At 42.1% G+C, this 25485-nt stretch carries 23 protein-coding genes; 18 read left to right on the forward strand and 5 right to left on the reverse strand.

Annotated features, from left to right (window positions below; all coding sequences use genetic code 11):
• Positions 1–4: 4 nt before the first annotated feature.
• Positions 5–1291: a M28 family peptidase gene (locus IQ13_RS08475; protein ID WP_144885914.1), complete on the forward strand. Its 1287-nt coding sequence runs from the start codon at positions 5–7 to the stop codon at positions 1289–1291.
• Positions 1292–1362: 71 nt separating this feature from the next.
• Here IQ13_RS08475 and IQ13_RS08480 read toward each other — a convergent pair whose 3' ends face one another.
• Positions 1363–2118 (reverse strand): phosphoglycerol geranylgeranyltransferase, encoded by a 756-nt coding sequence (locus IQ13_RS08480; protein WP_144885915.1) that lies wholly within the window; start codon positions 2116–2118, stop codon positions 1363–1365.
• Between the two features lie 417 nt (positions 2119–2535).
• Here IQ13_RS08480 and IQ13_RS08485 point away from each other — a divergent pair, with 417 nt between their 5' ends.
• Both IQ13_RS08485 and IQ13_RS21635 read left to right on the forward strand, forming a co-directional pair.
• Positions 2536–5910 (forward strand): vitamin B12-dependent ribonucleotide reductase, encoded by a 3375-nt coding sequence (locus IQ13_RS08485; protein ID WP_144885916.1) that lies wholly within the window; start codon positions 2536–2538, stop codon positions 5908–5910.
• Between the two features lie 238 nt (positions 5911–6148).
• On the forward strand, positions 6149–6274 hold the full coding sequence (locus IQ13_RS21635) for a hypothetical protein (protein WP_262711278.1): 126 nt from the start codon (positions 6149–6151) through the stop codon (positions 6272–6274).
• A 45-nt stretch (positions 6275–6319) separates the two neighbouring features.
• Here IQ13_RS21635 and IQ13_RS08490 read toward each other — a convergent pair whose 3' ends face one another.
• Both IQ13_RS08490 and IQ13_RS08495 read right to left on the reverse strand, forming a co-directional pair.
• Positions 6320–8749 (reverse strand): hypothetical protein, encoded by a 2430-nt coding sequence (locus tag IQ13_RS08490; protein ID WP_144885917.1) that lies wholly within the window; start codon positions 8747–8749, stop codon positions 6320–6322.
• The gene (locus IQ13_RS08495) at positions 8709–9755 is read right to left on the reverse strand and encodes a hypothetical protein (protein ID WP_144885918.1); all 1047 of its coding nucleotides are present in this window, start codon (positions 9753–9755) and stop codon (positions 8709–8711) included. Before IQ13_RS08495 ends, IQ13_RS08490 begins: the two co-directional genes overlap by 41 nt.
• Before the next feature lie 89 nt (positions 9756–9844).
• On the opposite strand from IQ13_RS08495, the gene IQ13_RS08500 reads away from it, so the two are divergent.
• The 11 genes from IQ13_RS08500 to IQ13_RS08550 all read left to right on the forward strand — a co-directional run bounded on the left by IQ13_RS08500 (position 9845) and on the right by IQ13_RS08550 (position 19240).
• Positions 9845–11203 carry an alkaline phosphatase D family protein gene (locus tag IQ13_RS08500; RefSeq protein WP_144885919.1) on the forward strand — a complete coding sequence of 453 codons (1359 nt, stop codon included), beginning with the start codon at positions 9845–9847 and terminating at the stop codon, positions 11201–11203.
• Positions 11204–11230: 27 nt separating this feature from the next.
• Positions 11231–11710: a YcxB family protein gene (locus tag IQ13_RS08505; RefSeq protein ID WP_144885920.1), complete on the forward strand. Its 480-nt coding sequence runs from the start codon at positions 11231–11233 to the stop codon at positions 11708–11710.
• Positions 11711–11808: 98 nt separating this feature from the next.
• On the forward strand, positions 11809–14058 hold the full coding sequence (locus IQ13_RS08510; protein ID WP_144885921.1) for a TonB-dependent receptor: 2250 nt from the start codon (positions 11809–11811) through the stop codon (positions 14056–14058).
• A 30-nt stretch (positions 14059–14088) separates the two neighbouring features.
• The gene (locus tag IQ13_RS08515; protein ID WP_144885922.1) at positions 14089–14388 is read left to right on the forward strand and encodes a 2TM domain-containing protein; all 300 of its coding nucleotides are present in this window, start codon (positions 14089–14091) and stop codon (positions 14386–14388) included.
• 28 nt (positions 14389–14416) lie between these two features.
• Entirely contained in the window at positions 14417–15055 is a 639-nt protein-coding gene (locus IQ13_RS08520) for a hypothetical protein (RefSeq protein ID WP_144885923.1), read from the forward strand.
• Positions 15056–15119: 64 nt separating this feature from the next.
• The gene (locus IQ13_RS08525) at positions 15120–15707 is read left to right on the forward strand and encodes a hypothetical protein (protein ID WP_144885924.1); all 588 of its coding nucleotides are present in this window, start codon (positions 15120–15122) and stop codon (positions 15705–15707) included.
• A 6-nt stretch (positions 15708–15713) separates the two neighbouring features.
• Entirely contained in the window at positions 15714–16373 is a 660-nt protein-coding gene (locus tag IQ13_RS08530; RefSeq protein WP_144885925.1) for a hypothetical protein, read from the forward strand.
• Positions 16366–16650 (forward strand): winged helix-turn-helix domain-containing protein, encoded by a 285-nt coding sequence (locus tag IQ13_RS08535; protein WP_144885926.1) that lies wholly within the window; start codon positions 16366–16368, stop codon positions 16648–16650. Before IQ13_RS08530 ends, IQ13_RS08535 begins: the two co-directional genes overlap by 8 nt.
• A gap of 56 nt (positions 16651–16706) precedes the next feature.
• The gene (locus IQ13_RS08540; RefSeq protein ID WP_144885927.1) at positions 16707–17642 is read left to right on the forward strand and encodes an ABC transporter ATP-binding protein; all 936 of its coding nucleotides are present in this window, start codon (positions 16707–16709) and stop codon (positions 17640–17642) included.
• A complete protein-coding gene (locus IQ13_RS08545) occupies positions 17620–18495 on the forward strand; it encodes an ABC transporter permease (protein ID WP_144885928.1) in 876 nt (291 codons plus the stop codon). Before IQ13_RS08540 ends, IQ13_RS08545 begins: the two co-directional genes overlap by 23 nt.
• 19 nt (positions 18496–18514) lie before the next feature.
• A complete protein-coding gene (locus IQ13_RS08550) occupies positions 18515–19240 on the forward strand; it encodes a hypothetical protein (RefSeq protein ID WP_242009505.1) in 726 nt (241 codons plus the stop codon).
• 72 nt (positions 19241–19312) lie between these two features.
• On the opposite strand, the gene pdxA is transcribed toward IQ13_RS08550, so the two are convergent.
• Positions 19313–20407, reverse strand: coding sequence for a 4-hydroxythreonine-4-phosphate dehydrogenase PdxA (gene pdxA / locus IQ13_RS08555; protein WP_144885929.1), 1095 nt, complete (start codon positions 20405–20407; stop codon positions 19313–19315).
• A gap of 226 nt (positions 20408–20633) precedes the next feature.
• On the opposite strand from pdxA, the gene IQ13_RS08560 reads away from it, so the two are divergent.
• The 4 genes from IQ13_RS08560 (at position 20634) to IQ13_RS08575 (ending at position 24827) form a co-directional block, all read left to right on the forward strand.
• Positions 20634–21035 (forward strand): hypothetical protein, encoded by a 402-nt coding sequence (locus tag IQ13_RS08560; RefSeq protein WP_144885930.1) that lies wholly within the window; start codon positions 20634–20636, stop codon positions 21033–21035.
• A gap of 61 nt (positions 21036–21096) precedes the next feature.
• The gene (locus IQ13_RS08565) at positions 21097–23067 is read left to right on the forward strand and encodes a T9SS type A sorting domain-containing protein (protein WP_144885931.1); all 1971 of its coding nucleotides are present in this window, start codon (positions 21097–21099) and stop codon (positions 23065–23067) included.
• Between the two features lie 53 nt (positions 23068–23120).
• The gene (rsmA, locus tag IQ13_RS08570) at positions 23121–23876 is read left to right on the forward strand and encodes a 16S rRNA (adenine(1518)-N(6)/adenine(1519)-N(6))-dimethyltransferase RsmA (protein WP_242009506.1); all 756 of its coding nucleotides are present in this window, start codon (positions 23121–23123) and stop codon (positions 23874–23876) included.
• 27 nt (positions 23877–23903) lie between these two features.
• Entirely contained in the window at positions 23904–24827 is a 924-nt protein-coding gene (locus tag IQ13_RS08575) for an NAD(P)-dependent oxidoreductase (RefSeq protein WP_242009507.1), read from the forward strand.
• Here the strand turns inward: IQ13_RS08575 and IQ13_RS08580 are convergent, their stop codons facing one another.
• A complete protein-coding gene (locus tag IQ13_RS08580) occupies positions 24828–25367 on the reverse strand; it encodes a DUF2911 domain-containing protein (RefSeq protein ID WP_158637354.1) in 540 nt (179 codons plus the stop codon). It abuts the gene before it with no gap.
• Positions 25368–25485: the final 118 nt, after the last annotated feature.

Raw genomic sequence — 25485 nt, forward strand, 5'->3', positions numbered from 1 at the left:
ACAAATGAAGAAATTAAACCTGACGTGGTTACTGCTTTTTGTAACCACGTTTTTATTAGCCCAAACAAAAGCCGATCAAACAATCAATGCAAAAGAAGTAGAACGTATTGAACGTGTACTGGCATCGGATGAAATGAAAGGCCGAAGAGTTTTTTCGCCTGAGTTAGACAAAGCAGCCGATTTTATTGCAGCCGAATTTAAAGCTGCTGGATTAGAAACCTGGAACAACAGCGGCACTTACCGCCAGGAGTTCGCAATTATTACTCCACGATTTAAAGGATTGACTTGCACATTTGATCAACAACCCGTGGATGGAAAGAATGTAGTGGTGATAACCACCACCGCCAGTTTAACCGTTAACGAACAATCGGGGTACGAAAAAGTAAAGCTGGGTGCAGGGTTAAACTTTTTTACAGAAGCGCAGAAATATATCCGTTCAAACAAGAACTATCTTGTACTGGTTGATACATCGTACAGCAAAAACTTTGGAAGGTTAACCGGTTTTAAACGGGGAATGTTTCCAATGAAGAACAATGTGCTGTTTGTATTAACAACAGCCGATCCTGCAACGTACAGCATCGAAGCACAACACGAAATTGTTGAACAGAAACTGGCCAATGTAGTTGGCGTATTACCGGGCAAAAGCAAAAAGAATGAGTATGTGATCTTCTCCGGTCACTACGATCATATTGGCATAGGTAAACCGGTTGATGGTGATTCTATTTTCAACGGCGCCAATGATGATGCTGCAGGTACTACTGCTGTAATCCTGCTTGCAAAATATTACAAAGCATTAAACAATAATGAACGCACCATCATCTTCGCAGCTTTTACTGCAGAAGAATCGGGTGGGTATGGTGCACAATATTTTTCACGCCAGTTCGATCCTGCACAGGTGGCTGCAATGTTTAATATTGAAATGATTGGTACTGAAAGTAAGTGGGGTAAAAATTCTGCCTACATTACCGGTTACGAAAAAACAGATATGGGCGCCATTATGCAGAAGAACCTTGAAGGAACAGGGTTCACCTTTTATCCCGACCCATACACCGATCAAAATTTATTCTACCGTTCCGATAACGCAACGCTTGCACGTTTAGGTGTTCCTGCGCATACGATTTCTACTTCTAAAATGGATAGCGAACCAAACTATCATAAAGTAAGTGACGAAGTGGAAACACTTGACCTTGATAACATGACAATGATCATCAAATCCATTGCATTGAGTGCACGAAGTATTGTTGCAGGAAAAGATTCGCCAACGAGAGTAAAGGTGGATGAGTTACGATAAGATAAAGAGCATTGCTTAAATGAAAACGCTCCTGTATGCAGGAGCGTTTTCATTAATACGTTAAAACAAGTTTATGCTTTTACCGGCACACTGTGTATAGCTGCTGCCATCTCTTTAATCAGATTGGGATCTTTTTCAATCGCATTGCCTATAACAATTACATCGGCACCTGCTTTACAATTGCGATACGCTTTTTCAGGATCGGTGATACCACCACCAATAATCAATGGCGCTTCAATTTGCTGGGCCACTGCCTGGATCATGTTTTCGCTGATGGGGCGTTTGGCACCGCTGCCTGCATCCATGTAAATTACTTTCATGCCCAGCATTTCACCGGCCATAGCCGTACACATGGCAATTTCATTTTTATCGGAAGGAAGGGGGGTTGCATTGCTGATGTACGATACTGTTGTTGGTGCACCACCATCAACCACCATATAACCGGTTGAAATAATTTCCAAACCACTTTGTTTTACAAACGGTGCTGAAATAACATGCTGACCAATTAACAGCTCCGGGTTGCGGCCCGATATGAGCGACAGATATAAAAGACCATCGGCATACTTGCTTATTTGCGAAGGGCTGCCGGGGAATAAAATAACAGGAATATCACAGCTGGCTTTCAGCTGTTGTACCACTTCATCCAAACGGTTGGAAATAACGAGGCTTCCGCCTACAAGAAAATAATCTACACCTGCTTCCACAGAAAGTTTCACCAGTTGTTCAACGGCCAACGGATTTACTTTATCAGGATCAATTAAAACAGCAAACGATTTTTGTCCTTTCTGCTTTTTTTCCAGTAACTGTGTATAGAGGTATTGATTCATTAATGCTCAGCTATGGGTGCAAAAATGCAAAAAAATGTTCAGCTTTTCCAGAAACCGTTCTATTTATCTGTAAGCAGTTAATCCTGCCTGTTAAGACAGTTGCAGGCTTTGCCGGAAATCTGCGTTTACAGGAAAACGTTAGTTTAATTTTCGGTTAAGTTTGACCTGTAATGCAGCAAAAGCAAGGCCAAGGGATTTATTTGCTAACCGCAAAGACTTTTTTTTGCTCATTTATAAACTGGGGCGTTAATAACTCAATATCCACACCAAAAAGCAGGCCTATACTGCATTTGAGCCGATTTCCACAAACTGTGCATATTTCACACTTTGTCTGTATTATCTGAAAAAATATTTTCGTAATCTGTCGTTTAGCGATTTTCATAACCCAACTACTAACCCCAAAACTTACAGTTCATTATGGCCAGCAAAAAGAAAACGAACCAGGGGCTGCAATTCAGCCGCAGGTTTACTAAAGAAGGCGTTTCTCCCTTCGATCTGTTTGAATACGACTACCGTACATCCGTGATTCGTAATCCGTCGGGTGAGGTTGTATTTGAAATGAACAATGTTGAGGTTCCCAAACACTGGAGTCAGATAGCAACCGATATCCTGGCACAGAAATATTTCCGTAAGGCAGGCGTGCCGCAACCGGATGGAACGTTGGGTAGAGAAACGTCGTCGAAACAGGTAGCGCATCGTATGGCTAATTGCTGGCGTGTGTGGGGCGAACGCTACGGTTACTTCGCAAGCGAACAGGATGCACAGGTGTTTTACGAAGAGTTGGTGTACAGCATTTTAAACCAGGTGTGTGTGCCTAACAGTCCGCAGTGGTTTAATAGTGGTTTGTACGAAAGCTATGGCATTAAAGGAAAACCGCAGGGCCATTATTATGTAGATGCAAACGATGGACAATTAAAAAAATCAACTTCTGCATACGAACGTCCTCAGCCACATGCATGCTTCATTTTGAGTGTAAGCGATGACCTGGTGAACGACGGTGGTATTATGGATCTGTGGGTACGTGAAGCACGTATCTTCAAATATGGTTCGGGTGTAGGTACAAATTTCTCAACCATTCGTGGCGAAGGTGAAAAGTTAAGTGGTGGTGGTACATCGAGCGGTTTGATGAGCTTCCTTAAAATCGGCGACCGTGCAGCAGGAGCAATTAAAAGCGGTGGTACAACACGCCGTGCTGCAAAAATGGTTTGTCTCGATTTAGATCACCCCGAAATCATGGACTTCATCAACTGGAAAGTGGAAGAAGAAAAGAAAGTAGGTGCGTTGATCGGTGCAGGCTACTCACACGATTATGAAGGTGAAGCTTACCGTACCGTAAGTGGACAAAACAGCAACAACTCTGTACGTATCCCCAACGAATTTTTCGAAAAGTTAGAGAAGGGCGAAGACTGGGAACTGAAAGCACGTACCGATGGTCGTGTAATGAAAAAAATTCCTTCGCAGGAAGTGTGGAACCAGATCGCTTACGCTGCATGGCGTTGTGCTGATCCCGGTACACAATACGATACAACAATCAACGAATGGCATACTTCACCAAAAGGTGGACGTATCAACGCAAGTAACCCTTGCAGCGAGTACATGTTCTTAGATAATACAGCATGTAATCTTGCTTCTGTTAACCTTCGTCGTTTGTTCGATGAAGCAACACAGACATTTGATGTAGAAGGTTTCGAATACATCTGCCGTTTGTGGACAGTGGTATTGGAAATTTCTGTGTTGATGGCGCAGTTCCCATCAAAAGAAGTAGCGCAACTTTCTTACGATTACCGCACACTCGGTTTGGGTTATGCCAACCTCGGCTCTATGCTGATGGTAATGGGTATTCCTTACGATAGCGAAGAAGCCCGTGGAATTTCCGGTGCATTAACCGCTATCATGACGGGTATTGCTTACAAAACATCGGCTGAAATGGCTGCCTTTCTTGGTGCGTTTCCACGTTACGAAGAGAATGCAGAAGACATGTTGCGTGTAATGCGTAACCACCGTGCAGCTGCCTACGATGCAGAAGATGCATACGTTGGTTTGAGTATTAAGCCGCAGGGTATTAAAGCGCAATACTGCCCTGATTATTTATTAAAGAGTGCCTGCAAAAGCTGGGATGATGCAGTGGAACAAGGCGAAAAATATGGTTACCGTAATGCACAAACAACGGTGATTGCTCCAACAGGAACAATTGGTTTGGTAATGGATTGTGACACAACCGGTGTTGAACCCGACTTTGCATTGGTGAAGTTTAAAAAACTCAGCGGTGGCGGTTACTTCAAAATCATCAACCAGTCTGTACCAACTGCATTGGCGAAACTGGGATACAGCGAAAAAGAAATTGATGCAATTGTAAAATATGCTGTAGGTGCTGCTTCATTAAACGGTGCACCGCATATCAATCCACAATCGTTAAGCGAAAAAGGATTTATTGCCGAAGAAATCAAGAAGCTGGATGGCGCAATGCTTTCTGCTTTTGAAATTGGATTTGTATTCAACAAATTTACATTGGGTGAAGAATGTTTGCAACGCCTCGGATTTACCCCTGAGCAATACAACGATTTTGAATGGAGTTTACTCGAAGCACTCGGCTTTACTGATGAGCAGATCGAAGAAGCAAACGACTACATCTGTGGTACGATGACGGTAGAAGGTGCGCCTTTCTTAAAACTGGAACACTATCCTGTATTTGATTGTGCCAACAAGTGTGGTAAGAAAGGTGAGCGTTATATTCACCACAGTGGCCACATTCGTATGATGGCTGCAGCACAACCATTCTTAAGTGGTGCCATTTCAAAAACCATCAACCTGCCCAACGAAGCGAAGGTGGAAGAAATTGCCGAAGCTTATTACGAAAGCTGGAAGCTTGGTTTAAAAGCTTGTGCCTTGTATCGTGATGGCTCGAAACTGAGCCAGCCGTTAAGTACAAAAAGCGATAAGAAGAAAAAAGATACAACTGATGCTGCTGCAGAAGAAACAGCTGCTGCGGTAAACGACGGTCCTGTTATTGTTGATATGGCGAAGCTCACAGTTGAAGAGCTGCTCGAAGAGTTGAGCAAACGTGTACAGGCATCGCCCGATACAAAACTGAAACGCCAGCTGGCACGCATCGTAGAACGCAGAACATTACCTGCAAAACGTCGTGGCTTTACACAAAAAGCAAAGATCAACGGCCAGGCTATTTTCTTACGCACCGGCGAATATAACGATGGAACATTAGGTGAAATCTTTGTTGATCTTGCAAAAGAAGGAAGTACCTTACGTAGTTTAATGAACAGTTTTGCCATCGCTATTTCTGTAGGCTTACAATACGGTGTACCGCTAGAAGAGTTTGTAGAGAAATTTGTATTCACCAAGTTTGAGCCAAGCGGTATGGTAGATCATCCGAATATTAAATCAACAACTTCTATTGTTGACTTTGTATTCCGTTGCCTGGCGTACGAATACTTAGGACGTACAGACTTGGTACACGTGTTAGACAAACCGGATATTGATAATACAGGTACTGATGACTGGGACGATATCCCGACCGGTTTGGAGTACGAAAAAAAAACACCTGAACTGAGTGATGTACGTGTAGTTGCATCAAGCTCAAGTGCACCACAGGCGCAAAAAACACAACGTGTAGCTGCACAAACAGCGAAAGTTGAAACAGGATTGGATGCAATGAACATGGCAGCAAAGAGCATGCAAAGCGATGCTCCAGCATGTAACACCTGCGGACACATCACCATCAGAAGTGGTACCTGTTACAAGTGCTTAAACTGTGGTAACAGTATGGGTTGCAGTTAATGCACTCTTCCAAATTTTAATCTCAACAGAGGTTCCTATAATAAACGCTCCGGTTCCCCGGAGCGTTTTTATTTTCGGCAGTAGATACTGAAAAGTAAATCAGTATTTCCACAACGTATAATTTCTATCAGCCCCTTTTTTATGCGTGAATACCCTTATTTATTAAAAGATCAGGTTTGTTGCGGTTGCAGATTGTGAAGCAAACAACTATTTTTAATGCCTAAACAAATCCGTATCAATGAAAAAAGCAATTGTTTATGCAGTATTGTTGGTGAGTATTATTTATTTGAGCAGCTGCAGCCGAACCCTTACTCCTTATGAAGCAGCAAATGGAAAGTATCGCAAATGTATGCGTGTAAGATAAAAAAAGAAACCCCGCAATGGCGGGGTTTCTTTTTTGCAGTATTTTTTATTTCGATACATAATCTTTTAAATACACACAGGAGTTAAAAACCTCCTTGTAGGTTTTGGTTTGTTTGTAATCCCGGATCAGCTCCGGAAAGTATTTATTCTGCCGAATGTTTTTTGCATACTGTTCATTCGCCTTTTCGTATTGGTCATAATCAGGATATGCATCGTAGCTTGGTACAACAATTTGTTTTTGCGAACATTTTGCAGCCATAAACAAACATCTTACCTGGAAGTTTCTATCAGCTGTTAATGCTTTTGCTTTTAAATAATATTGTTCGGCTGCATACACACCGTAATACTCTTTCTTCCAGGGTTCTTTTTGCGTTAAGCCGGTAAGTCCGTCGTTACCACTCCAGCCATACTCCTGCAACAGCCAGCTGTTACCCCAGTAACTCGATTGGTATAATCCATTGGCTAATTGATAAAATGCTTTTGCTTTTTGCTCGTTGGTGCCGTTATTGCTTTGTTGTAACAATGCGTTCATTTTACGAACGTATTGCAGCTTATTGTACACAACTGTATCCTGTTTGGTAGGTGCATGGGTATCGTACAACAGATCGGCAAAAGGGTTTGCTGCCAGATAAGTTTTATACGGATCTTTTTTATAGTAACTGCTGCTTACCTGTTTTAACCAGCGTTCGGCATTGGTCCAGTTTTGCTCACGTAGGTAAGCAGTGCCTGCCACATCTGCCACTTCATCTTTTGTATAGCTGTTGTTGTCAACCATAAATTTTTCCCATGCTGTTTTGGACGAAGAAGTAATGAGCTGATGCAATGTTTCAATTTCTTTTCCTTGCAACTTTGTACGCAGGTAGGATAAGGAATTCTGACGCCAGTAATAGTAATCTTCATAATCATCATACTTCACATACATAATCTTATCTGCACAACCTAAGGCTAATGCAGCCTTATGAGTATCGTTTTGTCTTTCGTATTGCAATGCAATAATTTCTGAAAACAGGTTGCGATAGAATTTCTTCCACTCTTCATCTTTCTTCGCTTTGGCTTCCAGCCATTGTACCGATGGAAGTATATCGGCTTCAGATGCAGCATCCAGTTTTCCTTTCTCGTTGATCTGTACCAGCAGATTGGTGAGCATCCACTGGTCTTTTACTTTTTCTGTGAGCGGTAATTGTTTAGCTGCCTGCAGATACTTATTTGCCTGTTGTAAATCTTTACTGATGTATGCGATGTAAGCTGCAGCTACTTCAAACAATCCTTTGTTTGCAACAGCTGCGTTGCCAGCAACGGCGTGGCAGAACTTCATCATCTGTTTTACTTCCTGTTCGCTGGCTGCATACAGGCTATCGTGGTTCGGGTTCTCAACATCCCATCCAAACAAACTCCACGAGTACATTACTTTTTCACCTTTCAGTTTTTGTATGGATGGATGCAGGTATTTTTCTTCCAGCTTATTTACTTCACGTGTGGTAAGCAATTCCAGCATGGGCGATGAAGGATCGAGCTGATAAATGCTTTGCAGGTGCAGCAGATCATCGGCTGTACTGTTCAAGGCAAACGCAGCTATTACATTTGCTTTCTCCTTATTGGTCTTGCAATATTTCAATACATCTTCTTTTGAAACAGCAGTCTCATCTTCATTGCCTGATGTGCTGAATATAAAACTGATATAGTTGCTTCTGCGTTTAAGCGCATTATCGGCACAGAGTTGAGCAAAACGGTAAGCTGCTTCTTCTTTTTTACCGCTGTGGTATAATGCACCTGCATACAGCGCCTGCGACAAACTGTGCAACTCGCTTTTGGTTGTATTGGAGGCCACATAGTTGTTGTAATAGCTGATGCAGTTGTTGTACTGTTCGGTATAATGTGCAAGCCTTGTTACCTGGTAACCGTAACGTAGTTTTATGAATTCGTTTTTCGAAGCGCTCCAAAGTTGAATACCACTTTTAATGAGGCGCTGCATTTTAATACTGTCTCTATTGATTTCTTCCCAGTAATCTTCATCACCCGTAACAAACGGCTCTACCTGCTTGGCATAGAGCAAATAGCCCAAAGCTTCAAGATCTTTCGATTGTATGAACCATTTGGTAAAGCCATTTCGTTTTACCGAATCGGCAACTGTAAGCGGTTGCTTTTTTTCAATATGATTGTAGATGGTTGAAAGTTGTTTGTAACTGTACTTCAACACAAAATCCTGCACTTCTTTTTTCGATGCAGTGTTACCTGTGTAAGGTATCCATTCGCTGCTGGTTATTTCTTTAGTTGAAAGCGGTTCTGCTTCATCGTACAAAAAACGATAACCGGTGTAATAAAACGGACGATAGGTTTCATCTGTTTGCAGCTTTTGCGAAAAAAAGCTGGTGTAGTAATCGTACGGGTCTTCACTTGGTCCGCAGCCAATTAAATTTTGCGGAAAGCAAAGAATGCTACTGCTGATGAAAACGGCTATACAAAGCTTCCAGTTCATGTGTGGGGTGTTTAGATAAAAGTAATGGATCGAGATGATAGAATAAGATGCGTGTTTGTTGATTGACAGGTGATAGTTCTGCTGCAATGTAAGCTGCAGCTTGTTGCAGTACCGCAGCCGTACTTTCTTCATACCGCAGCACATCGCCTTTGTAAAACTGAATATTGCTGATTGAAGTATCAACTAAAAAATGATAGCGGTTGTGCTGTTTACTGTAAATACTGCCGGGTAGTGTTGAAGGATTCACTGTTTGCACAATACCTTTGAATTGATTCTTTCGGAACAATACCGACCATTCGAACAACGGCAAAGCCACATCGAGTTGTAAAGGATAGCTGTTTAAACCACCAAGATATTTTTTCAATTCATCAACTTCAATAATGGAGTTATTGGTTGCAGGGTTTTTCAAATTCCCCATGTTGTAACACATCAACAAACCTTTATCAACTGGTGGTATACCTGTTTTGCCGCTGTACTTTACCTGGTGCAGGCGAATGGTGGCGGAGAGTAAACTGTTTTTAAAAAGCGCCGATTGCTGCATTTGCTTTCTTACTTCATGCAACAAAAAGAAGTAGCCTGTTTTTGTTTGTTGTGTCCAGTCGCAATCGATCTGTAGTTCGCTGTACTGTTCCTGTTGCAGCTGCTTGCTGATACTGCTGAGAAGTGTAGCAATGTTTTGTGCCAGTTGTTGCAGGGCTGTCGAATCGTTATCAAGCAGCGATTCGTTGGTAATGAATACAACAGGAACAATTTCGATGGTTTGCTTGCGCAGCTGTGCTAAACTTAAACTGTCTGCTGTTAACCGGGCAACAGGTACAGGTCCGATGCCATCGTTTGCAAGCGTAACATCAAAAAACTTTACATAAAGATGTTTCGCCTGCAGCTGTTGTAAGCTGTTGATTTCGGAATTGCCAAGCTGAAGTTTACTTTTCCAGTAATAGAATCCCCGTTCAACAGAACGTGACGGTTGGTGCCTGCAACTGCTTGTAAAAATTAATACGTACATAACAGGAATGCCGTATCGGCAAATCCATTTCAACCAAACATTTGTTACATTGCAGCGTTTCAACAGTCGTTCACTTTATACACGAAATTATGAGAAGCGTACTTCGTTTGGTATACCTGCCTGTACTGATTTTTATTTCTTTTACTGTACAGGCGCAATTAGTCAGCGGTCCCATGCTTGGTCCGGTTGAACTGCGTACAGCAAAATTGTGGATTGAAGTAAAACCCGGCAGTACGGCAGAGCTTTGGTATTGGAAAAAAGGACAACTCTCAGCTGCTAAACGCATCAGCAAAAAAACAAATGCCGATCAGTGGTTCGCTCCCTTGCAGTTTGATGTGGTGGATCTCGAATTAAACACAACCTACGAATATCGTTTCCTCATCAACAATACGAATAACAGCAAGCCCACAAAGGCAGATGGATCGTTTACCACCAAAGAACTGTGGCAGTGGCGTAAACCTGCTCCCGATTTTTCGTTCCTTGCCGGTTCCTGCGCTTACATCAACGAACCGCCTGTTGACAGGCCGGGTAAACCCTATGGTGGCGACTCTTCTATTTTTGAAACGATGGCCAAAGAAAAAGCAGCGTTTATGTTTTGGATGGGAGATAACTGGTACACCCGTGAAGTAGATTACTACGATGCATGGGGCTTGTGGAATCGTGCAAGTGACAATCGTGCAGCACCTGTTATGCAGAATTTCTGGAAATCAACTTCGCATTATGCGATGTGGGATGATCATGATTATGGTCCCAACGATATTGGTGTGAACTATATCCTGAAAAATGTTTCCCGCCAGGTATTTATGAATTACTGGTTGAACCCCAGCTATGGTATGCATGAACAAGGCATTTACTCCATGATCAGTTATGGTGATGTAGATATTTTTATGATGGACGACCGTTGGTGGAGAAGTGCAGATAACATGCAGGATTCGGTAAATGGTCAACCAAACCCTGACAAGGAAATGTGGGGTAAACAACAGATTGCCTGGCTGAAGAATGCTTTGCTCTACAGCAAAGCAACATTTAAGATTATTGCAAACGGAAGCCAGGTCTTGAACCCTGCTTCACCCTTCGATAAATTATTGAACTGCCCTGCAGAGTATTACGATGTGATGAACTTTTTAAACGACAATAAAATAAACGGTGTACTGTTTATGAGTGGCGATCGTCATCACAGCGAAGTAATAAAAGTAAACAGAACAGGTGCCTATCCGTTGTACGATGTTACCATATCACCCCTAACCGCCGGAACACATACGTTCAACGGACCGGAGAAAAACAATCCTTACCGGGTACTTGGTATTGATGAAAAGCAGAATTATGGTAAGCTTAGTTTTACCGGCGAAAGAGGTAAACGCAAACTCACGGTAGCGTTTTTTGGTGTTAAAGGGGAGAACCTGGGCGAATGGAGCATTACCGAAAACGATCTGAAGTATAACCGGTAAATTTGCAGGCTTACAAAACAGAACCACATGAACATTTCTTTTACATATAACCGCAGCAAAGTAATACAGGCATTGCGTTATCATTTTATTTCAAAGAAGGAAATCCGCTTACTCATCATCTTTGTAAATGTGTTTGCCTTGTTTGCAGCAGCCATGTTCTTCTGGAAAAAAATTACACCCGTAGCTTTTTTGCTCAGCTCGTTTTTGTGGTTTGCGTTAATGATCTCGTTCTGGTTTATTCTGCCGTTAACGGTGTACAACAGGGCAAAGACGTTTAAAGATGCGTTTAACCTTACGTTTCTGGATAGTTACATGCACATCGAAAACCCCAACGGAAGTAAGAACTGGAACTATAATTCGTTCAAATACTTTATTGAAACGCCTAATTTTTTTCACCTCTATATCGATGATCGGTCGTTTTTCCTCATCCCCAAGGATGCGTTTGCCAACGACGATGATACCCACAATGCTCGTGTTTTGCTGCGGGAAAAAATAGGACAGAAATAAATCACCCCAGTCAGTTCAGTAAAAAACCTTAAAAATTCTTTCCCGTAAATTTGGTTTATAAAATAAACCAGTTTATTTTTGAGTCTTATTTATCGGAAATGAAAACCTTAACCTTATTCATCAGCCTTATCATCACCCTGCAGGGTTGGAGCCAAACCAACATCAGCGGTATAGTTGTAGACAATAAAAAGAAACCGGTGCCGGGCGCATCGGTCACCATTAAAGATTCGTACGATGGTGCCACCGCCGACTCGCTGGGACGTTTTAAGTTCAAAGCTTTCGACAAAGGCAACCAGCTGCTTGTGATAACAGCCATTGGGTTCAAAACCGTTGAAATTCCGGTTGAATTAAAAGGAGGCGATCTGGAACTTCCTGTACAACTAAAAGAAGAAGTAACCGAAATGAGTGCGGTGGTAATTACTGCCGGTTCGTTTGAAGCAAGCGATCGCAAGCGGGCTGCAGCTGTGCTTACCTCTATTGATATTGTAACAACTGCCAGCGCCAATGGCGACGTTACCGGTGCATTAAAAACACTGCCCGGCGCACAGCAGGTAGGCGAGAGTGAAGGGTTGTTTGTGCGTGGTGGTACAGCGGCCGAAACAAAAACGTTTATTGATGGTACATTAGTGAACAATTTCTTTTTCAGCAGTGTGCCGGGTATTGCACAACGTGGCCGTTTTTCGCCGTTCATTTTCAAAGGCACTGTGTTTAGTACAGGTGGTTACAGTGCATTGTACGGACAGGCATTATCGTCTGCATTAATACTGGAGTCAATTGATTTGCCCGAACAATCTTCGGCCAGTTTAAATGTATCTGTAATTGGTGTTGGTGCAGGGTTTCAACAACTCAATAAACAAAAATCTGCATCGTGGGGTATCAACTATGGCTACACAAACCTTACCGCAGCTTTTGCAGTAATCAAGCAGCAGCAGGAGTACAGCAAAGCGCCTACTGCTCATAACATTGATGCCAACTTCCGTATTAAAACATCGAAAAATGGTATGTTGAAGTATTATGGCTTCTATCTCACTAACAGTTTGGGTTTCCGTCAAAACAGTTTGGATTCGTTGGGTTATAAAGATCGTTTTGCATTAACCAACGGCAACATGTATCATAATCTCAGCTGGAAAGAAAATTTAAAGAACAAATGGAAGTTAAACGCCGGTGTATCTGTTTCTACCAACAAAGATGATATTGCTTTTGGTATGCAGGATGCAGCTAAAAATGATGTATTGCTGAACGGTCTTGAATACAAACAATTTGATGTAAACAACAAAGGTTTTTATGCCAATGCAAGACTGGTATTGGAGAAGAGATTTAAAGGATTGAACACACTGCGTGTTGGTACAGAGTATAACCACAGCGACGATAAAAATAATTTCACAGCTTATAATGGAATGCTGTTTAAAAGCAGGTTGATTGAAAATATTTATTCCTTGTTTGCAGAACAGGATGTGTACCTCACCAACAAATTGGCAGCAAAGCTTGGAGCAAGAGCTGAGCATTCTGCTTACTTAAACAAAACGAATCTTGCACCACGTGCATCGCTGGCGTACAAGTTGGGCAAAGAAAGCCAGGCTTCATTGGCGTATGGCATCTTCTATCAGAACCCTGAGTTGCGTTACCAACCTGCTGTAAACCCGTTAACGTTTATGAAGGCCACGCATTATATTGCGCAGTACCAAAAAACAACCAGCGCCACTACGTTTCGTGTAGAAGCATTTTACAAGCAATATGATAACCTTATCAAAACACAAAATATTAATGGTCGTGAAATCGGCAGCAGCAACAATGGTTTCGGCGAAGCAAGTGGTTTCGAATTGTTCTGGAGAGATAAGAAAAATGTAAAGAATCTTGATTACTGGATTTCGTATTCCTTCCTCGATACCAAACGTGATTTCTTAAATTTCCCCACAGCCATTACGCCCAATTTTGCAGCAAAGCACACCGCATCATTGGTAATGAAAAAGTTTGTAACAAAGTTGAAGACCAATTTCAACCTGTCGTACAACTATGCAAGTGGAAGACCTTATTACAATATCCAGTACGATGCAAATACCAATAAAACATTCTTTGCCGATCAGGGCCGTATACCCGATTATCACAACGTAAGTTTTGCGTTGAACTATCTGCCATCTATTGGTAAAACCAACAGCAAAACATTTGCGGTGTATGTGTTGAGTGTAAGCAATGTGTTTAATTTAAAACAGGTGTACGGTTATAACTATTCCGGTAACGGTATGCGTAAAACCGAACTGGTACCGCCCTCACGCATGTTTATTTTCATTGGCGCATTCATCAGCTTTGGTGTAGACAGAAGCGAAGATGCCATTAACAACAATTTATAAATCATCATTTACCATTCAACTTTATCAACCATGAGCAACTTTCAACGCATCCCCGATGCAAACGATGAAAAAGACAAACAACTGTGGGAAATTGCACAAAAGCGTGCATCGTTCAAACAGCATCTCATCACGTATCTGCTGGTCAATTCATTCTTATGGATTTTGTGGGCCATTAACGGATCGCCTTATTATGGCGGTGGTGTTCCCTGGCCGGTTTGGCCAACATTGGGCTGGGGTATCGGTATCGTATCGCATTTCATGGGTGCATATGTTTACCCGAAAAGTAACAGCGTAGAACGTGAATATGAAAAACTGAAAAACAAACAATAACTACTTATCATCTTAAAAAATAACAACAATGAAACAAGTACTTCTTGCACTCTTCTTTGTAAACATATGTGTTACTTCTTTTGCACAAAGCGAACGCTACACCGGAGCCATGGCCAAAAATCTGCAGGCTATGGCCGAAGCAAAAACAGCCGATGCTATGCTGGATGTGGTCAATGCATTTGAACGTATTGGCAATGCAGAAAAAACGCAATGGTTGCCGTATTACTATGCAGCGGTAGCACAGGTATGGCATGCATTTATGGTAAACGATCCCAAACAAAATGATGTGCTGGGCGATAAAGCAACCGCTTTTCTTGCAAAAGCTGAAGCCATTGAAAAAAACAATTCGGAAATAGCGTTGGTAAAAGCAATGATTGCAACTGTAAAAATGATGGTTGATCCGATGAGCCGTTACATGCAATACGGTACCATCAGTGCAGAAAATATTGCATTGTCCAAAAAACTTGATCCCAACAATCCCCGTCCTTACATGTGGGAAGCTCAGGGGCTCAGTCGTACACCGGAGCAATTTGGTGGTGGCTGTGCTAATGCTAAACCCATTTTTGAAGAAGCGGTAAAGCGTTTCGAAACATTTAAGCCGGCAACAGCACTGCATCCCAATTGGGGCAGGCAGCAGAACGAACAGGCGCTTGCAGCGTGTAAATAATGTGTATTAGTCCCGGAGTAAGCACTTCGGGACTATCTTATTTTTGGCGTTTAAATAATCGTACATGGAGCAACAGGATTTTTCAGCAAAAGACAGTTTGCAATTGATCGAATCAATGATCAGCAAAGCACAGAACCGTTTTAACGAAAACGGTCATTTGTATTTACTGTGGGGCTGGGTTGTTTTGGTTTGCAGCATTACAAGCTTTGTATCCGTTTATTTTTTTCAGAGTTTTAAAAACCTCATGTACATCTGGATGCTTACCATTCCTACGGTTATTTACCAGATGATTTACCTGGCACGTAAAAAGAAAAGCGAAACGGTACGTACGTACACTGATGAGATTACCAATTTTGTGTGGGTGGTATTTGTGGTGATGGGTTTTCTTGTTGGTATTATCATTGGCAGAAGCGGACATCCGGAGTTATTCAATCCGCTCATCTTAATGCTGTATGGTATGCCTACATTTTTATCGGGTGTAATTTTAAAATTCGTACCATTACGCATCGGAGCTATCAGTTGTTGGGTGCTGGCCTTGGTTTCTGTTTTTATCCCGTACCAATTTTCATTTTTATTGTTGGGATTGGCGGTTATTACCACATGGATTGTACCCGGTTATTTACTTCGGTTACGTTTTAAAACGCAGTTTTAATTTTTTATGGAAGATAAACAACTCACCGAGCAGGAAAGTCTGCAGCTGATTCAACAAATGATCAGCCGTGCAAAAAACAATTTTGTTGATACAGGTATTGGTCCCATTTTATGGGGGGCAGTCATCAGCTTCTGCAGTATTGTGCAATTCCTCATCATTCACTTTCAATGGCACTTACCATTTGATGTGTGGATACTGGCACTGGTTGCCATCATTCCGCAGATTTTTATTTCTGTGCAGGAGCGTAAGGAACGCAGAGCAAAAGGCTGGGATGATGATATTATGAATTACGTGTGGCTTTGTTTTGGTGTTGGTGTGTTTATCGTTAATTTTTTGAATAATGTTGCAGCCGATGCGTTCAATCCGTTGCTGAACGATTACCGGGAAATAACAGGCAAAGAAAATATTCCCAACTTCTGGAGCTATGGCTCTTCGTACTTACTGTTCGTGTACGGCTACCCAACCATTATTACCGGTGCTGCACGTAAGTTCCGTTTAATGACAATCGGCGGTATCGTTTGTTGGGTAAGTGCCCTCGTAAGCGCTTTTACCATTACCAAGTTCGACTTTCTGCTGATGGCTGTTTCGGCTGCTCTGGCCTGGTTAATACCCGGCATTGTGTTACGTAAAAACTATCTGAAGGGGAAGAACACACAGCATGTTTAAAGATCTTGATCCCATATTACATTCGCAGCTGCGGCTGGCCGTTATGAGTTTGCTTATTGGCGTAAAGGAGGCAGAGTTTACGTTCATTAAAGAAAAAACAGGCTCCACTGCAGGCAACCTCAGTGTGCAGATAAGCAAGCTGAAGGAGGCCGGTTATGTGGATGTAGTAAAACAGTTTAAAGACAACTATCCGCAAACGATCTGCAAAATTACTCCGCAGGGTGTAACAGCTTTCGAAGCTTATGTGAAAGCCTTGCAAACATATCTTCCCAAATAAGTTTTCCTTTTTGCCAAACCTTATCTTTACTTGCTTGTTGTTACAGCACAGTAATTATGGAAGCAGTTATTAAGGTTAGCCATCTTACAAAAAAGTTCAGCGAATTAACAGCCGTCAACGATTTGTCGTTTACCGTGCAAAAAGGTGATGTGTATGGTTTCCTCGGGCAGAACGGTGCAGGAAAATCCACCAGCATCCGTATGCTGTTAACTTTAATACAACCTACCAGCGGCACCATTGAAGTGTTTGGTTACGATCTCCAACATCACCGCAAAGAAATACTCCGCAACACCGGTGCAGTTATTGAACGCCCCGATTTGTACAAATACTTATCAGCTTACGAAACGCTGCAGTTGTTTGCAGCCATGAGTGGTGTTAAGCTTACCAAACAACAGTACATGGATCAACTCGAACTCGTTGGTTTGGCACAAAGAGCCAACAGTAAAGTGCGTACGTTTTCGCAGGGCATGAAACAGCGTTTAGGTATTGCTGTTGCATTGGTGCATAATCCGGAATTGATTGTACTGGATGAACCAACGAATGGTCTCGATCCGCAGGGGATTGCCGATATGCGTAATTTAATTTTGATGCTGCGGGAGAAGATGAAGAAGACGGTATTAGTTTCCTCGCATCTGTTGAGCGAAGTGGAACAGATTGCCAACCGCATGCTTATTATTGATAAAGGAAAGAAGCTGGTGGAAGGTACGGTGAGCGAATTGTTTCATCCTGATGATACAGTTGTGCTGATTGAAACAGCCAATCAAAAAGCCTGCGAACAGCTGATCCGTAACAGTAGCTATGCAACACAGTTAATAGGTATTGATGCAGCCGGTATAGAGTTGAAATTGCGGAAAGAAGAGGTGCCGGTATTAACGAAGATGCTTGTTGAAAACAACATCAGCATTTTGGGTATTCACGCACGCCATACACTGGAAGATTATTTTTTAAAGATTACAACAGCCAATCAACATGTGGAGCCTTTTAAAAATTGAGTTGTTTAAAGTATTTAAACGTCCACGCACTTACATTGCGTTTATTGCGGTATGGGCTATTGTGTCGTTGATTCAGCTGGCGATTTATGTTGATGGACCGAAGTACATGGATTTTGTGCTGCGTGATGTAAAGGACAGTTTTGATGTAATCGGTAATCCGCTCAACGGTTATTTTGTTTGCTTTGTTATTCTGCAAACATTGTTGATTCATGTGCCATTGCTGGTGGCATTGGTAAGTGCAGATATGATTGCAGGCGAAGCCAACATGGGCACTTTGCGTTTGCTCATCAGTAAACCGGTAAGCCGAACAAAATTGTTGATGAGTAAGTTTTTAGCATCAGCTATTTATGCCATCATTCTGCTGATCTGGATTGCTATACTCGGTTTATTTTTATCGATGGCTATTTTTGGTACCGACGGCTTGATGAATGCCAAGAGTTATGAAATCATCATCCTCAATGGTAATGATATTTTCTGGCGTTACCTGTGTGCATTTGGCTTTGCTGCACTGGCGCTCATCACCGTATCATCACTTGGTTTTTTCTTTTCCATTTTTGCAGAAAATTCGTTGGGACCCATTGTGGCAACCATGAGTGTGATTATCGTGTTCACAATCTTAACCACACTGGATATCCCGCTTTTTCAAAACGTAAAAGATTTTTTCTTTACCTCGCACATGATTGGCTGGAAAGGTTTTTTTGAAATGAAAGTTGATGCCGACGGTTATGCTATACCGGGTACCATCCGCAATTTGCCGGCTGTGTTGCGCAGTGCGGGCATCCTTTTGCTGCACATCATCGTCTTTACTGGGTCAGCAATTTATATTTTCAACCGTAAAGATGTGTTGAGTTAATTTTTAAGTACGATTTGTTATGACACTATTGCATAAAAAAAGAAACCAGTTGAAGATCGTATCGGTTATGCTGGTTCTTACATCCTTCTTCTTACTTCTTACCTCATTCCGTAAAGAACTTACGGCAGACGAACTGTTGAAAAAAGTGAAAGCCAAGATGGATAAGGTGAACGATTATGTGGCAACGGGCAAAATGAAAACAGATGTGGTGTTTATTAAAGCACCCATTGCTAATATAAAATCGTATTATAAAAAGCCTAACCGTTTTGCCATTAAACGGGATGGCGGCGTATCGTTATTGCCAAAAGGTGGTGTGAGTGTAAACGTAAGTTCGTTGTTGTTAACGGAAGATTATACCGCTATCGATGCCGGTAAAACAACATTGGGAACAACAGCTGTCCGTATCATTAAGTTACTTCCGCTTAGCGAAAAGAGTGATGTGGTATTAACCACGATGTATGTTGATGAAGCAAATCTGCTCATTCGTAAAGCAAGCACAACTACCAAAGAAAACGGCACTTTTGATATGGAAATGCAGTTTGGTAAATATGCAGAGTGGGGCTTGCCCGATAAAGTGTTGTTTTCGTTCAACACCAAAGATTATAAACTGCCAAAGGGAATTACTCTGGAGTACGACGATGGCAGCAAAAAGCCCGAACTGCCCAAGAATAAAAAAGGAAAAGTGGAAATAACCTACAGTTCTTATGTCATCAACAAGGGTGTTTCAGATGCCATGTTGAAATAGCTGAGAACAGTTTGTAGCTCGCAAGTGTTTTTACCTTGTGCCATGTTTACTGTTCTTTGTATTTTCTCAGGTCTATTCGTCTTCAGTTAATTTTTCATCTACTGCTCTTGCCAACATGGCTGCACTCATTTTACGCATCGGGTTTTTGCGTGCATCGGCATAGCCCTTACGGCTGCGGTAAATATCAATCGCAGCAAACAAAGCAGCTCTTGTGCTCGATTCATCGGCTTTGCCTTTCCCGGCAATATCAAACGCTGTTCCATGGTCGGGACTTGTACGGATGCCGCTTAAACCTGCAGTGTAGTTTACACCCTCGCCAATGGCGAGTGATTTAAACGGAATCAATCCCTGGTCATGGTACATCGCTAACACGGCATCAAACTTTTCGTATTGTCCTCTTGCAAAAAATGCATCGGAACTGTAAGGGCCAAAGCAAAATACATCCTGTTGCTTTGCTTCTTTGATGGCGGGTTGAATAATTTCTGCTTCTTCTTTACCAATCAATCCATCGTCACCTGCATGCGGGTTTAAACCCAGCACCGCAATTTTTGGTTTTGTAATGCCGAAATCTTTTTTCAGTGATTGGTTCATAATCTTCAGCTTACTTACAATACCCTGTTTGGTAATATGTGCGGCTACTTCTGCTACGGGAATATGCTCTGTAACCAATGCCACTTTAATATTTTCAGCCACCATAAACATCACCACATCATTTGCTTCAAATGCAGCTTTTAAATACGGTGTATGACCTGTGTATGGAAAGCTTTCGCTCTGCACATTTTTTTTATGAATCGGAGCGGTAACCAACGCATCAAGATGGCCGTCTTTCAACGCCTGTACAGCATCATTCAACGATTTAACGGCATAGGCACCGGCTTCGGCGGTTAACTGACCGGGCTGAATATTTACTTCATCTTCCCAGCTGCTGAACACATTCACCGTTTTTTGGCTGAGGCGTTCGAAATCTTTAATGGCCTGGTAGCTGAAGTTGGCTTCGGTAGCGAGTTTTTTATAAAAATTGACGCTCTTGTTGGAGGCAAAAATTACCGGAATGCAGAGTTCCGTAATGCGGCTGTCGCTTAAAGCCTTAATGGTTACTTCAAGGCCAATTCCGTTTAAATCGCCGGCGGTAAAGCCAATAACCGGTTTCTGTTCAGCTTGATTCATGGTTTAAAGATTACGGGCAAATGTACTGTTTGTTCCTTTATTGCTGTTATATAACGGCTTGAAAACCATTACACCCTTTTTAACCGTATAGAGAACTACTTATGCTTAGTGCGGAAAATACGGCAATTTCATAGGGAAAAAAGGTGGTCCTTTAAGTGGAAATTCATGGCGGAAAATTATGACTTGACTCAGCAGGGCTGTATTTTGCAGTCAAATCTTAATCCCCATGAAAGCAATAATTATCGGCACAGCACTAATGTTGTCAGCAGCACTTTCTACAGAAGCCTCAAACGGCGTTTCGTCAACTAAATATGTAACAGTTAAGCCTGCAGCAGCACAGCAGGAAATTGGCTATTTCCGTATTCACCGTCAAAAAGATGACGTTTCTCTCAATTGGTCAATTACAAGCCCGGCGGATGTTGCATGCTTCATTATTGAACGCTCATTCGACGGCATTAATTTCTATGAAATTGATGAGGTGGGATGTGATGGTTCACCAACACAGAAATACCGTGATGCAACAGCCTATCCTGGCTATTTGTATTATCGCATTAAAGTAAAAAATTCCGATGGCACATCGGTAACCTCTGCTACAGAAATGATTCGCATCGTTAGTCGCAAAGGTTAACAACACAAAGCTGTACAGCCTTATAGCTGTACAGCTTATCTTTCAATTTTAATCCAAGTCTATGAAACAACTTCTACTCAGTTTGTTTCTGTTGATTTTTATCGGGCATGAAAACCTAACTGCACAAATCACTACACCGCAAATCAAAGCGAGGTTTGGTATTGATGCAGACTTGCGAAGCAACTTTTTTAATGGCTTTGCGCAGGTTGGTAATGATGATTGGTTTAGCTCTACCAACGTGGTTGGACCAGGAGTAGGCGATTTCATTATCGATACTACCGGCGCTGCTTACATCGTTTCCCGTTACGCTTCCACACCTTCTACACGCAACCTTCCGTTATTTCGAAATATGCGTTTTCCGCAGTTCAGCGTTTTGAACGGTATGTTGCTGATTGATGCTATTTTCATCAGGGACCATCATGGCGATGATTCAACCATGTTTGCATCAGGCAGTAATAAAAACGGGATGAACCCGAATACCTGGACAACACCGGTAGCACAGAGTGTACCCGATAAAAACGAAATTCTTGATATGTTCATGCATGTTCGAAGAGATGGTGACGGCTCTGAAACAAACGATTCGCTTTGGTTGTTTGGTGGTGTTTCAATTGAAAATACTACCGGCGACCGGTATTTCGACTACGAAATGTATCAAACAGATATTTATTACGATAAACCTAATTTGAACTTCAAAGGTTACGGGCCAGACGCTGGTCATACCACGTGGAAGTTCGATGCTGCAGGAAATATCCTTACTCCCGGCGATATTATTTTAACAGCAGAATATCAAAGCTCCAGTCTTACAGCACTCGAAGCAAGAATATGGATACATAAAAGTTCTTTACTGATAACGCCAACAGCATTTAACTGGACTGGTTCGTTCGATGGAGCTGATGCAGGTGCTGTTTATGGTTACGCTGGGATTAGTCCGAAAACAGCCGGCGCATTTTATACAGGCATGACGAGTTCAAATAACACATGGGCCGGGCCGTTTAAATTGGTGCTTGGCAATCAATCCGTTGTTGATAACTATTCCTCGAAGCAGTTTATGGAGTTTTCTGTTAACCTGAGTAAGCTGGGGTTGGATCCCTTGGTTCGTACCGGCGATGCATGTGGTTTACCTTTCAGAAGAATATTGGTAAAATCAAGATCATCTACATCATTTACTTCTGCTTTGAAAGATTTTGTAGGACCGTTTAGCTTTTTTCGAGCTCCTGCAGCAGATGTGGCAACTGATTTTCCCTCACTCTGTCCAGGTGGTGCGGCAGATATCTGGGTAACAAATGCTTTATCCACCTCGCTTTATACATGGAGTACCATCAATGGTAATATTGTTGGTTCAAATATAGGCGACCGCATCAATGTTGATCAGCCGGGAACCTATGTGGTATCGCAGGTATTAATGGATAGTTGTGGCAGTACCTATGCAACAGATACCATCCAGCTTACGATGCAGAATTTCTGCGAAGTATTAAGCAACAAACCATTTAACCTCAATGCCCGTTTGCAAAATAAAACTGCCTGGGTTAGCTGGAATACTTCCAGTGAAGAAGGTGTGGCATATTACGAATTGCAGCGAAGTGATAACGGAAGAGAATATTACACCGTTGGCAACCGTATTGCACCACGATCGGGCGGTGCTTATCTTGAACTGGATAATCTGGATGACTATGATCCATCGCAGGTTTTCTATCGTGTGAAATATGTAGCATCATCGGGAGGGAAAATTTATTATACCAATGCTGTTCGTTTGTACTTACGACGCAACAATAGTTATACGCTTACGGTTGCACCAAATCCTGTACACGAACAGTTCAGAATCAGCTTTACTGCCGACCGCATGGCAAATGCTGAAATAACCATTACCAACAGCAGCGGAGCTTTGGTATACCGAGCAATGGAACAAATAAAGCCGGGCACCAACGAATGGCAAATAAGCAATACTGCCAACTGGAGCAACGGGCAATACATTGTTCAGCTACAACTCGGAAACGAGGTTTTCAGAAAACGGTTAATTGTTACCCATCAATAAATCAAAAAAGCCCTCCTTTACGGGGGGCATTTTTTTTCTGCTACTTTTGTGCTGTGCAGTATACATTAAAGAAATCGCTCGGTCAGCATTTTTTAAAAGATGAAAACATTTGCCAGCGCATTGTTGATGCTGTTTTAGAAGAACATCCACAGCGTTTGGTTGAAGTGGGTCCGGGTGCCGGTGCCATTACCAAATACTTCCTCAAAGAAACTTCGTTTGAGTTTAAAGCAGTGGAATTGGATGATGAAAAGATTGCCTACCTGCAACATACATTTCCGGCAATAGCTGGCAAGCTCATTCATAAAAGTTTTCTCGATGCCGATGTGCCGTTCGAAGACCACTTTATGGTAGTGGGTAATTTCCCATACAACATTTCTTCACAGATATTATTTAAAATCCTCGACTGGAAAGAACAGGTAGATTGTGTGGTGGGAATGTTTCAGAAAGAAGTAGCGCAACGGGTCGCATCCAAACCCGGCAATAAAGCGTATGGTATATTGAGTGTGCTGGTGCAGGCGTATTATGACGTGGAGTATTTGTTTGATGTGGATGAAAATGCATTTAATCCGCCGCCGAAAGTAAAAAGCGGTGTGATTAAACTGAAACCTTCAAAAACTACCCCTGTAATGGCAAGCGAGGAAAAGTTTAAACTGCTTGTTAAAACAGCATTCAATCAACGGAGAAAAATGTTACGCAACGGAGTTCGTGGTATGTTTGATGCAGACTTTTTGCAAGATGAAATTTTCAATAAACGTGCGGAGCAATTATCGGTAGAAGATTTTGCGGCGTTAACGTTCCGGATGAAATAAGATCAATCAACATCAATTTATCAATCGGTGAAAGTTATTATTACAGCTAAATGCCATCCCTATCTGCAACAGAAACTGGAAGAAGGCGGTTACGAAGTGCACTATGCACCGGCTATTACTTACGAAGAATTAACGGAGCAAATAGTTGATGCCGCAGGTTTGGTTGTTTCAACTCGGGTGCGTATTGATGCAGCGTTGCTTACACAGGCAACAAAGCTGTTGTGGATTGGTCGTTTAGGCAGTGGACTGGAATTGATTGATTTGCCTTTTGCAGAAAGCAAAGGCATTAAAGTGTACAGCAGTCCCGAAGGGAATTGCGATGCAGTTGGTGAGCATGCACTGGCCATGCTGCTGAATTTAATGAACAACATTAACAGCAGTTTTGAAGAAATAAAACAACACATTTGGCTGCGAGATGAAAATCGTGGTATTGAACTCAATGGCCGTACAGTAGGTATTATTGGTTTTGGCCATACAGGAAGAGCATTTGCAAAAAAGCTCCGTGGGTTTGATGTAAACATTCTTGCACATGATAAATACCAATACGAGTTTGGCGGCGAAATGGTAAAAGAAGCTTCGCTGGAGCAGGTGTTGCGTTACAGCGATGTCATCAGTCTGCATTTGCCTTTAACTGCCGAAACACATCATTATGCCAATGCAGATTTTTTTGCTGCCGCTAAAAACAAACCTTTCTTTTTAAATACATCCCGTGGCCGTGTACACGATACTGCCGCTGTTATTGATGCGTTGAAAAACGGGTTCATTGCAGGGGCAGGATTGGATGTGCAGGAAAATGAAAAGCTGCATACTTATACCGAAGAAGAAGTACAGCAACTCGACTGGCTGGCAACACAACCCAATGTGGTGTTAACTCCACATATCGCTGGTTACACACACGAAGCTTTTTATAAAATGAGCAAAGTGCTGGCCGATAAATTAGGATTGCAATAATCAGCGTGTGATTTTTACAGGGACTTCGAGACGGATTTTTTCCCAGGCAATAACAAGTTTATCTGCTTCAATAAAATATTGCAGGCGTTCTGTTACCTGTTCTGTAACAACCGGTTTAATCTTCAGCCGCACAAGATCATCTTTTGCATCGTACTCATCGGTTAAATGCTGCTGATAATTTTTGTTGAGGATAAACGTCCATTCGCCATTTGATGGAATGGTAAAAATGGCATACGTTCCGGCAGCAAAATTTTTGCCCCCAATCACAAGCGGTTTATCTATTTCGATATTGGTGGCTGCATGTGCACCGGTAACCCAAACTTCATCCATGGGCACTACGCCACCCCAAATGATGCGGCCACGTACACCCGGCGAATAATAGTTGATGCGGATATTGGCACCGCCTATTTTACCTACAGCAGCGCATTTAATACTTTTCTTGCTGGTATCTTTTTTTGCGTTGGGGTTGTAGTTAACATCTTGTGCCTGTGTGCCAAGGAAAAGGAACAACTGCAAAAGCAAAAGGCCGATAGCTTTCATTTTCTTTTTTTCAAAAGTAGGCAATGAAAGATTGATAATTGGTGAATAAAAAGCAGGACATAATCTTAACAAACAACTGTTTTCTGTTTCAAAAAAAGGGCTATTTTTGTCGTTCAAA

Origin of the sequence: Lacibacter cauensis, assembly GCF_007830055.1 — a bacterium.
GTDB lineage: Bacteria > Bacteroidota > Bacteroidia > Chitinophagales > Chitinophagaceae > Lacibacter > Lacibacter cauensis.